The organism is Ancylobacter sp. (assembly GCF_965279025.1).
GTDB lineage: Bacteria > Pseudomonadota > Alphaproteobacteria > Rhizobiales > Xanthobacteraceae > Ancylobacter.
On record NZ_OZ257132.1, the window covers coordinates 3,929,114 to 3,940,662 of the forward strand.

At 67.3% G+C, this 11,549-nt stretch carries 4 protein-coding genes; 1 reads left to right on the top strand and 3 read right to left on the bottom strand.

The features are described from left to right. Positions 1-6 precede the first annotated feature (6 nt). Together ACQY76_RS18390 and ACQY76_RS18395 are read right to left on the bottom strand one after the other, a co-directional pair. Positions 7-2,364 carry an Orn/Lys/Arg decarboxylase N-terminal domain-containing protein gene (locus ACQY76_RS18390; protein WP_428030139.1) on the bottom strand — a complete coding sequence of 786 codons (2,358 nt, stop codon included), beginning with the start codon at positions 2,362-2,364 and terminating at the stop codon, positions 7-9. Positions 2,365-2,474: 110 nt separating this feature from the next. After that, on the bottom strand, positions 2,475-4,064 hold the full coding sequence (locus ACQY76_RS18395) for a CHAD domain-containing protein (RefSeq protein ID WP_428030140.1): 1,590 nt from the start codon (positions 4,062-4,064) through the stop codon (positions 2,475-2,477). Positions 4,065-4,276: 212 nt separating this feature from the next. Between ACQY76_RS18395 and ACQY76_RS18400 the strand changes: the two genes are divergently transcribed. After that, positions 4,277-5,080 carry a metallophosphoesterase family protein gene (locus ACQY76_RS18400; protein WP_428030141.1) on the top strand — a complete coding sequence of 268 codons (804 nt, stop codon included), beginning with the start codon at positions 4,277-4,279 and terminating at the stop codon, positions 5,078-5,080. A 204-nt stretch (positions 5,081-5,284) separates the two neighbouring features. Here ACQY76_RS18400 and ACQY76_RS18405 read toward each other — a convergent pair whose 3' ends face one another. After that, positions 5,285-11,449 (bottom strand): autotransporter domain-containing protein, encoded by a 6,165-nt coding sequence (locus tag ACQY76_RS18405; RefSeq protein ID WP_428030142.1) that lies wholly within the window; start codon positions 11,447-11,449, stop codon positions 5,285-5,287. Positions 11,450-11,549 lie beyond the last annotated feature (100 nt).

Below are 11,549 nucleotides of genomic sequence, written 5' to 3' on the forward strand. Positions count from 1 at the left end.
TCCCGTTTATTCCGCAACCACATAGGTATAGAGCCGGATGCGACCGGCAGAGTCGGTTTCGCGATAGACGCCCTGGATCTCCACGTCAAAGCCCGGGAATGTGTTGAAACAGGCTTCGAACATCCTGAGATAATCGATCATCGGCTGCGCGCGCTCCGTCAGCCTTTCGCCGGGGACGATCGTGGCAATGCCCGGGGGATAGACCACGAAGGGCGTGGTGGCGATACGCCCGGCAATGGCGTCGATGGGCAGGTAGTCCACGTCGTTGCGCACCAGGCAGCGCGCCGCATCGTGGGGCGACAGGGCGATATCAGGCAGGTGCTCGGCCGAGAACTGCATCGCCTGCAAGGCGCTGACATTGGCGTTGCGGAAAAAGCGATGCATCTCGCCGCACAGGTCGCGCAGGCGCGCGCCCGAATAGCGCGCGGGCCGGCGCTTGTAGAATTCCGGGATGGCGTCCTCCAGCAGGGCGTTGTCGTCGTGCAGCTTCTTGAACGCCACCAGACCGCTGATCAGCGTGCCGGCCTTGCTCGATTCGACGCCCGGCGTCAGCAGGAACAGCAGCGAATTGAGGTCGTTCTTCTCCGCGACGATGCGGTTCTCGCGCAGGTATTGTGCGACCACAGGGGCGGGGATTCCATGCTCGACATAGGCGCCGGTGGCGCGGTCGAAGCCCGGGGTCAGCAGGGTGAGCTTGTTGGGGTCGGTCATGGCGAAACCCGCCGCCATGCCGGGATAGCCATGCCACGCGGCACCCGGCGTGAGATGCCAGAAGGCCGGGTTGGTGGCGAGCTGGTCGGTGGAGACGCTTTCCCACGGAACGTCATGCACCGCGCCGGGGCTGGAGGCATCCGGGATCGCCACCCGGTCCGGCACGAAGGGCTCGAAGAACCAGCGGCGCTCGGGGCGCTGTTCCTTCTCCTCGAACTCGCGGCGCACCGCGCGGATCTTCTTGCGCAGCTCGATGCCGAGACGGATCGTGTCGTCCCACAGCACCTCGCCCGACCGTCCCTTCATCATCTGCGCGCCGACGTCCAGCGAGGCGAACAGCGGGTAGAAGGGCGAGGTGGAGGCGTGCTGCATGAAGCTCTCATTGAAGCGCCGGTGCTCCACCCGCCGCTTCTGTCCCTTGATATGCCGGTCCTTCATGTGGATCTGCGAGGCTTGGCTGAAGCTCGCCAGTTGCTTGTGGGTGGACTGGGTGGCGATGATGCCCGGCGCGTCCGGTCCCAGATCCTTGAGCCCCATGGCGAAGCGGCCGGCATAGAGCGGATGGAACTTCATGAAGCCCGCCCAGGCCTCGTCGAACAGGATGTACTCGCACAGATGACCGATCTTCTCGAGGATCATCTCGGCATTGTGGATCGTGCCGTCATAGGTGCACTGCTCCACCACCGCGACGCGGAACGGGCGCGGCTTCTGCCAGGCGTCCGGGTCGGTGACCAGCGGATGGGTGCGGATGCGCGCGCGCAGCGCCTCCTCGTCCAGCGCCGCGACGTCCATCGGGCCGATCAGCCCCCAGGCATTGCGCACGGTCGGCACATAGACCGGGATGCCGCCGGAGATCATCAGCGCACCGTGATGGGCGGCCTTGTGGTTGTTGCGGTCGAACAGCACGAGGTCGCCATCGGTGACGAGGGCGGAGAGCGCGACCTTGTTGGAGGTCGAGGTGCCGTTGAGCACGAAATAGGTCTTCTCGGCGCCGAATATCTTGGCGGCTTCCTTCTGCGCGGCGAGGGCCGGGCCCTCATGGGTCAGAAGGTCGCCAAGATCGAGCACGGAATTGTCGAGGTCGTCGCGGAACACCGCCTCGCCCAGATGCTCCATGAACACCCGGCCGATGGGGCTGCGTGAGTAGAACACGCCGCCATTATGCCCGGGGCAGGTCCAGAGCTGGTTGCCCTCTTCGGCATAGTCCACCAGCGCGCCGAAGAACGGCGTCTTCAGCGTCTCGGCATATTGCTTGAGCCGGCTGATGAGGTTCTTGGCGATGAAGGCGGGGGTTTCCTCGGAGAGGAAGACATAGCCGTCGATGAAGTCCAGCACCTCGACCGGCACGTCCTCGAACCGCTTGCGCCGGATCAGCAGGATGATGGGAAAGTCGAGGCCGCGCCGGCGCATGAGGTTGATGAGCGAGGCGGTCTTGCCCTCCATGCCCTTCTTGCCCCAGTCCACCATCATGCAGCCGATGGCGGCATCGGTCTGCACCGCGATCTCGGCGTCCTCGATGGTGCGCGCCCGCACCACCTCGAAGCCGGAACTCTCTATCTCCGCGACGATCTGGTGATAGCGGGCGCCCTCCAGATCATCCGCATCGAAGGCGGGGGTCGCGAATAGGAAGTTGAAGCGCTTGAAATAGTCCATCCGGGCACCCGCTCTTGTTTAGGCTCGACGCGACGTTTCGACGTGCCTCATGACGAGAGCACGACAACACGGTGACGACCCTAGAGGGATGGCAGGGAGCGCGCAGCCAGCTAGTCGAGCCAGAACGGCTCGGCATCGATGAATTTCCGCCAACTGCGCCGCAGCGCCTCGGCGGTCACGATGCGGTCGCGTCCCTGCCAGCCGGTGATGGCGCCGATGGCCTTGTGGACCTGCGGGAGCCACGTGCTCTCCTCCAGCTCGCGCAGCAGCGCCTGCGTGGTGGTGATATCGTTGTCGATGCCGAGAATGTCCTGGAGCCGGGACATCCGCTTCAGGTATTTGCGGGCGGCACCGTCACGGTCGTAAAGCGGCAGCAGGAACTCCGCGCCATAGCGCAGCTTCTTCAGCGTCAGGCGCAGCTCATGACGGGCCGTCGGCCGCAGCTTGCGGAAATTGTGGCCCTGCTTCAGCGCCTTGCGGTGCAGGCGCGCCAGCCCACGCCCGGCGAATTCGCGCGCCGGCTGGGTGAGCACGGCGAGCGCATCGATGCCGATGTCGTTGCGCCAGCTGCGGCGCTCGATCACCCGGCCGAGCGACAGCAGGAAGCGGGTGGATGCGAGATCGATCAGATCGACGCGCACGGCCTGATGGCTGAGAGCCCGTGGCGCGGCGGTGGCGGATCTAAGTTCGGTAAAGTCGATGCCGGGCAGATTGGCGCGCTCGATCTCGGCGATGGTCGACGTAGCGAAAACGTCCCAATTGCGGGCCGGCCCGAGAGCGCTGGCCAGTCGCTTGGCGTCAAGGCCGATCGCCTCGAGCGCCGAGGCGGGGACTTCCTTCTTGAACAGCGATATCGCGGTGCGCAGACGCCGCAGCGCGACCCGCAGCTGATGAACGCCCTCCGGGTCTTCGCCGTGATGCGCCGCCATCAGATTCGCCATCACATGCGACTGGCAGGCGTTCAAAACCTTGGCGATCACATCGTCCGTGGTGTCGGCGGGGCCGATGCCGGTCGCGAACGCCTTTTCAGCGGTGGGCGAGGTGCCGAAGGCAAGCGCATAGCCGCGCTCGGCCTTGCTCTGGAGGCCGATGCGGAGGGGGCCCTGCTCCAGCAGCGACAGGGCCAGCTCATAGAGCGCACCCGCCCCGCCCGATTTCAGTTCCAGCTCGATCTCGCAGACGGCTTCCACCTTCGCCCCGGCGTTCAATGTTCCTTCATCGAACGCGGCCTCGATGACGGCGCCGCCGAACTCCACGACCTTTATATGGCGGCGGATTTTGGTGGTGAACACCGGCGCGAGTTCCGTGCCCGGCAGCGTCGCGAAGGGCGCGCCCAGATCGGGCAGGGGCAGCGCATCGAGATGGAGCGCGATATCGGGCACACGCGATTCCATCTCGCGTCGCTGGATCCCCTGGGAGGCCAACTTCAGCGTCTGGACAAACTGCTTGCCGCTGCGCCGTACGCGCAGCGATGCACCCTGCCGGGCGATCACCTTGTCCGGCGTATCGTAATAGGTTGCCTCCAGACGCCGGACGACGCCTTTGGACGCGGCGTTCCGCGTAACGACAGCCGCGACGAGGAGGCGCTGCAGCGTAGCCGGATCCGTCAACAGTTTGAGTTCGACCTCGCGGCCGGCCTCCGCCGGCTCCGGCGCGTCGACGTCTCCGTACCCTTCGACCTCTGGAATCTGCTCCGGCATGCCATCTCTCCGCTCGTCCCGGCATGAGCCGGTTTTGCCGCCACGAAGAGGCCCCCTCCCGTCAGCTTGAAACGCCACCGATAGAGGCTCGAACTGTCACATAAAAGTAGCAATCGCCCGCCCGCGGTCTCGGAATGACGCCCGCCCGCCTTGCGGATCTCCGGGGGAAGCGTCGCTCCGGGCGACACCTGAGCGTTGTTTTCCACAGCACGATGGATCATTCTCGCGCTGCACTTTGGAGTCGGCAGATAATTTTCGGGCTTTGGAAAACACCCCTTGTCACCCTTTCCGAGGCGCGCGGCCCTGAGGGAATCCGGATTTACGCCATTGGCGACATCCACGGGTGCCTGTCTCTTCTCGAAAAACTTCTGCAGAAGATCGATGAGGATAAGGCCCGATCAAAGCCGGGCGACTGGCGGATCATTTTCCTCGGCGACTATGTGGATCGAGGCCCGGACTCAAAGGGCGTCAACGACCATCTGATAGCGCTTCAGGCAACCGATCCCCGCTACATCATGCTCGCGGGGAACCATGACGTGGAATTCCTCGCCTTTCTCAACAAACCCAGCCTCGACGGCGTTTTCGTCAATAGCGGCGGCAACGCCACGGCGCGCTCCTATGGCGTCAAGCTCAATCGCTCGAAGCTGAAGACAGAGGGCGATCTCGAGCAACTGTGCCAGAAGCTGGTGGCAGCGGTCCCCCCCTCGCACGTGCAGTTTCTGGAAGGGCTGCAGCGCGCGGTCTCATACGGGGACTATTTCTTCTGCCACGCCGGGGTTCGCCCGGGAGTGCCCTTGGACCGCCAAGACCCCGAGGATCTCCTGTGGATGCGCGCACCCTTCCTGGAGTCGTTGATGCCTCTGGAAAAAGTGGTGGTCCATGGACACACCATCAGCACCAAGCCCGAGGAGCGGATCAACCGGATCGGGATCGACACGGGCGCCTATCGGACGGGCCGCCTGACCGCGCTCGTCATTGATGGTGATCAGAAGACCTTTCTGTCGAGCAAGCCATAGCGGCTGCCGACGGACATTCGGCTTCGGGCGCGAGACGCGATGTCGAGCGTGCGAAGGACCATTCCACCCGCCGCGACGCGGGCGTTGCGTCAGCGCGCCTCGGCAATCTTCCTGGTCGCTCGCGGCCCACCATTTGCCGCCCCGGAACACCGAGCGGCCTGTCACCGCGTTCAGACCGCGCGGCGTTCGGGGTGGGGTGGCTCCTCAGAAGCTGGCCTTGAGGCTGGCATTGAAGCCGTTCTGTTCGACGCCTTCGCCGAACTGGCCGCTATAGGCGACGCCAAGCGTTGCGCCGGCACCGAGGCGCATGTCCAGCCCGGCCTCCAGCACCGCCGCCGTTTCGGCGATCGGCGTGCCGGTGACGGTGAAAGTGCCGGATGTCAGGAACGCCTGGCTCATTGCCGGCGTGATGTCGCCGAAGGCCTGGCGCCAGCCAATGGCCCCGCGCAGCGTCGTCGCATGGACGCCGAATGTCAGCTCCTTCGCTACCCGCAGGCCCAGCGTCGAGAAGCCGGTGTTCATGTCGGTGCCATTCGAACGCAGCGCCGCCGCTCCGCCGGTCTCGGTGTAGCCCGATCTGTCGAGGCTGACATAGGCGAGGTTGGCGAAGGGCTCGAAGGCGGCAAAGGCCATGTCGATGCGGTAGCCAAATTCGCCGAAGGCCTGGAATGTGCCGGCGCTGTAATCGGCCGAGAGATGATCGGCGAAACCGGCGAAGGCGACGGAGCGGCTGGTGGTGACGTCCTGCCACGTATAGGCGAGGCCGGTGCGCAGGGCGAGCGCGTCCCAGCTCCTGCCGGCATAGAGGGCGGCGTGCCAGTTGTCGCTGTTGCCGGAGGAGGCGCGGCCGGCCGCCGAGAAGCTGGTGTAGCTGTAGCCGCCGCCGATGCCGACCCGCCAGACGTCGCCGACGAGGGTGTCGGCACCGATCAGGAAGCCGCCGGTGCTGTCGGTGATGCCGGTGGCGTTGGCAGTGCCATCGAACGCGCCCCAATTGCCGAAGCCCGCGCTCCACAGCGCAAACTTTTCCGCCGGCACGGGCAGGGGCGCCGCCTTGAGAGGCAGGCTGGTCTCGGCCGCCCGCTGCCGCTTCGAGGGAGCGGCATAGGCGAGGGCGCCGCCCGCCGTCTCGACGACGCTGACAACGCTTCCCGCCGCCGCACCGACCCCGCCCTGCGCTGCCCGCAGGCGATCGTTCAGCGCACCTCGGACCAGCCCGCTCTGCTCCATGAACACGCTCTGTGCCGAGGCGTGCACCTCGCCCGAGAGCTGGTCGAACGCCCCGCGCGCCGCGCTGCCGGTGGGCAGGAACAGCAGCGCATTATAGAGCCCGAGCGCCGCGCCGCGCTGGCCCAGCGTGTCGAGGGCGGCGGCCGTCGCATATTGGTTGGGCGTCGCGGCGACCGTCGTGAAATCATATTCCACCGCGATGGTCACATTGACCGCGCTGTCGCTCTGGCCGAGCTGCCCCCGTAGGAACGGCGACAGGCTCTCAAGGCCGTCGAAGGCTCCCACGACCCCGTCCTGCGCGGTGAGGATGGTGTAGGTCTGGCCCGTGCGGTAGCTGGCCTTGGGATCGAGCGCCGTCAGTTCCACGAGGCCGCCGTTCAGATAGGCGGTGCCGTGGATGGCGAGCAGGTCGGTCATGCCATCGCCGTGGATCTCCACCTCGTAGACCGAACCGGCGGCGAAGGTGGCGTCGCCGGCGACGGTGAGGGTTCCGGCGGAGTTGCCGGGGCCGACCCGCCCGCCCGGGGCCACGTCGAGCGTGCCGACCGTGCCCGCGCCGCCGAGTGTGCCGCCTGACAGCACGTCCACATCCCCGCCGAGCACGCCGTTGACCGCCAGGCGTCCCTCGGCGATCTCGGTGAGGCCGGTAAAGGCCGCGCCGTTGCCGGAATAGGTCAGCAGCCCGGCGCCGTCCTTCACGAACGTGCCGGTGCCCGACAGCGTGCCGGCATAGGTGGACGCGCTGGTGGCGGAAAGATCGAACCGCGTGCCGGCGGCGAGGGCGACGGCGCCGCTGAAGCCGGCGGCATCGGCCGAAAGCCGGCCGGCATCGAGGCTCCAGTTGACCGATGAGGCCCCCGACAGCGCCAGGTCGCCGCTGCCCAGCTTGGCAAGGGTGCCCGTGCCGGTCACATCGCCGGAAAGGCCGAGTGTGGTGCCGGCAGCCACGTCGATGCTGGAGCTGGCGAGCAGGGTGATGTCCCGGGCGCTGTCGAAGCTGGCCGTGGTCGCGAGAGTACCGCCGCCGAAGACGATCTCGCCCATCGCTGCGCCGAGATTGGCGTCGGCCGAGACCGACACTATGCCGCCGCTGATCTTGGTGCCGCCCTCATAGCTGTTGGATCCGCTCAGGATCAGCGTCCCCGTGCCGGTCTTGCCGAGCGAACCCGAGCCCGCCACGGTGCCGGTGAGGCCGAGCGTGGTGCCGCTGGCGACATCGAAGGTTGCCGCACCGGTGAGCGACACCGCCCGGGCGGTGCCGAAGCTCCCTGTGGTGGCGAGGGTCGCGTCGCCAATGGCGAGCCCGCCCGCCGTTGCGCCGAGATTGGCGTTTGACGAGACGCTGAGCGTGCCGGCGTCGATCTTCGTCCCGCCGGAATAGCTGTTCGAGGCGGTGAGAACGAGGGTGCCTGCGCCGGATTTGGTGAGGCCGGCGGGGCTTGGTCCATCGGCGATCAGGGACTCGATGGTGGCGGTGACGCCGGAGTCGGTGGAAAAGGTGCCGAAGCTGCCCGAGGCGGGGGCGAGCGCCAGCGTGCCGCCGGTCAGCACATAGCCATCGGTCTTGAACTGGAGCGTGTCGAGGACCTGCGTGTCGTCGACCGTCACGGTGCCGGCCGTGCCCATGAACACGCCGACCGAGCCGATCCACGGGCCGTTGGCGTCGGCGCTGCCGGGGGCACCGGTCCAGTTGGTGCCGGCGGCGTTCCAGGTGCCGGTGCCGCCCTGCACTGTGCCGTCGCCGGTGAGCTGCGTTCCGTCCCAGAACTGCACCGTCTGGCCTTCGCCCGCTGCCAGCAAGGTGACGGCGCCGTTCGTGCCGGTGCCGTAGGCGACGATGCTGGTCTCCACCTCGAAGCCGCCAGTGCCGGTCACATCGGTGGTGGAGAAGCTGCTGCCGCTCGCCAGGGTGCCGTATGTGAAGAGCGTGTAGAAGCCGGCCGCGCCGACGCTGGCGTCCAGCGTGCCGGCGAGGGTCAGCGTCCCGTCGACCTGCACCAGATCGTTGCCGGTGCCGCCGTTTATGCCCGGCGTGTTCAGCTGGAAGCTGGAGGTTGAACCGGAATCGAGCGTCAGGTCGTCCTGGAAGGCGAGGGTGCCCGGGCTGTTGCCGGCCGAGAGCGTGCCGAACACGGTGGCCGCGCCGCCGATGGTGCCGGAGCCGCCCAGCGTTCCCGCCGCCTCCACCTGCACGGCTCCGGCGAGGGACCCTGACCCGCCCGAGCCGACAAGGAGCGTGCCGCTGGACACCGTGGTGAGGCCGGTATGGGCGTTGGTGCCGGTGAGCGTCATCACGCCCGTGCCGGACTTGATGAGTTCGCCATCGCCTTCGAAGCTGCCGGCGAAAGTGGTCTCGCCGCTGCCGCCAACCGTCAGCGTGTTCTCGCCGAGCACGACGGAGGAGCCGGCAATGCCGGATAGGTCGCCGATGATGCGCGCGCCGCCGGCCGCCGAGAGGTCGAACACCCCGGTCGCGCCGTCGAGCGTCACCGCGCCTGTGGTCGCGAGGGCGCCGCTACCCGAAAGCGCGAGCGTCCCACCGGAGATCGTCGTTCCCGCCGCGAAGGTGCTGGCGCTGGTCAGGATCACCGTGCCGGCGCCGCTCTTGGCCAGCGCTCCGTCCTCGCCGCCGAGCGCGCCATTGAGGGTGAAGCTGTCGGTGGCGCCCAGCGCCGCGACGTTGAGCGTGCCCTCGAGCGTGATGCCGCCGGTGGCGGTGAGGGTCAGCGAGGTCGCGCCGCCCTTCTCCTTGAAGGTGGGGTCGGTGCCGCCCATGGCGGTATCGGCATTGCCGCCACGCAGCGTGGCGCCGTCTTCGAAGGTGATGGTGCCGGCCGTGGCAACGCTGTTCGCGCCGCCGGCGACCAGCGTGCCGTCGGCGCCGAGGGTGAAGGCGGAATCCGTACCGTCGAGCTGGATCGTGCCGGCGCCGACCACGGCGTCCTCGTCGTCCGTCGTCGGGTTGTCGACCTCGCCGGCGGCGTAAAGGTAGAGCCAGCCTTGCGAGACGGCGAAATCGGCGCTGCCGGTGCCGGACACGGCGAAGACATTCGCGCCGCCCAGCGCCCAGGTTCCGGCGCCGGACTTGGTGACGGTGTTGGTGACGTTGTCGGCCTTGCCGCTCATCGGGTCGCGCATGTCGAGCAGCGCACCTGTACCCGTGCCGACATTGAGCGTGGACGCCACGTAAATGTACTCCGGCGGCATGGTGGGGGTGAAAGCCAATCCGGTCCCGAGATGGATCGATGAAGCCGTATCGGCGGCCGTATTGCCGGAGAATTGACTGCTGAAGCCATCGCTGACCATCAGGTTCAGCGTGGCGCCTTCGAGCCCGATCGCTCCGCCTGCCACCCCCGCGCTATTGCCGATGAAATCGCTGTCGACGATGCTCAGATTGACAGCGCCCCCGCGAGCGTAGATCGCCCCACCAGCATCTCCTGCGCTGTTGCCGGAGAAGCCGCTTTGCACGATTACCATGGACCCGCCCGTGGCGTAGATGGCTCCGCCCGACGACTGGGCGTCATTTCCCGCGAAGCCGCTGCGTTCGACGAGAAGGGTGCCACCCTGGCTAATGGCCCCGCCTGTGCCACTGGAGTTCCCCGTAAAGGTGCTGTCGGACAGTGCCATGACGCCCGCATTGCCGATGGCCCCACCGGAAAACACCGCCGAATTGTCGCCGAAGGTCGCGCCGGCGATGCTCACCGTTCCAGATTCATTCTCCACGGCGCCGCCCATCGAGGCAGCGTAACTCCCGCTGAAGACATAGCCCTGCGTTTGGCCTTCGCCGACACCGAGATCAAGCACGCCGCCGCTGGAGACGACGACGGCACTGCCGAGCATCCCGCTTTGGAAGCCGTGCAGGGTCAGCCCGGCATCGGCGCCTTCCAGGCGGATCGCACCGGCCTTCCCTCCCGCTATCGCGATCGCGCTGTCGGTCGCAGGGTCGAGCGACACCGACCCGGTGATCTGCAGGGTCGGCATCTCGCCGCTGGCCTGTCCCTCGCCGATCGCCTGCCGGTAGCTGGCCTGCGCCGCCGCCAGCGCCGCCGCGTTCTCTGCTGTCGGCGCGCTGGCATAGGTGGAGATGGCAGACGAGAGGGTGGACGCCGCATCGGAAAGCCCTGTCACGCCGTTCACCGGCGCGCCGATTTTGAGATGGACTCCGTCGCCCAGCGCCGCCTCGCTCGCCACGCTCAGCGTGCCGGAGGATATGGTCGTGCCGCCCTTGTATGTGTTGACGCCCGACAGCGTCAGAACCTGCGGCCCGACGTCGACGATGACACCGCCCTGGCCGGTGATGGTGTTCGAAACATCGGCGTCGATGCCGTCCAGCTTCAAGGTCAGCGAGCTGCCGAAATCGTTGACGACCAGATCGCCGGTCAGGCTCCAGCCTTCCTGCAGCGTCAGGCTGTTGGCGCCACTGACGAACAGGATAGCCGCCGCGCGCGTCTCGCCGTCGCCGAACAGTCCGCCGGAAATGGCGCCGCTGGTGGTGATGTCCATGTCGGAGCCGAACACGCCCCACCCGCCGGCGCCGACGACACCATCACCAAACCTGCCCTCGCCGCCTTTTCCCCCATTCGCGCCAGTAATGGTGCCGCTGTTGTTGAGCGTCAGGCCGTTCAGGGCGTATACGCCGGCACCGCCAGCCGCGCCGTCGGAGCCCTCGGCGCCGTCGGCGCCATCTCCGCCCTTGCCACCAATGATCGTGACTTGATTGTCGAGGACCGACGCCGAATCGAAATAGACGCCGATGCCACCGTCGCCGCCGTCGCCGCCCCTGCCAAACTCGCCATTTTCGCCGGCTTTCCCGCCCTTGCCGCCCTTGCCGCCGGAAACGACACCGCTACCGGAAAGGGTGAGGCTTATGTTGCCTCCACCGTAGATGCCGTAGATGCCGTATCCGCCGGCACCACCGCCGCCGCCGGAGGCGCCGACTTGGCTGCCGGAGATGAATCCGCTGGAGGCGGAGTCGCCGTCGCCGCCATCCGTGCCGTAAACCCCCGCGACACCCGGATAGAGCGTCGCGTCGGCGCTCTGGACCGAACCGGCATGGCCGCCGTCGCCACCATCGCCGCCGCCGCGTCTAAAACCGCCGTTATCCGGGGCATCGGCGCCTTCTCCGCCAGCCCCTCCCACCAGGGTTCCCGCGCCGCCACCGCCGCCGCCAGCGTACAAGGGGGACCCATCATTTGGGGCTATACCACCGTCCTCTCCATCCATCCCATAGCCGCCGCCT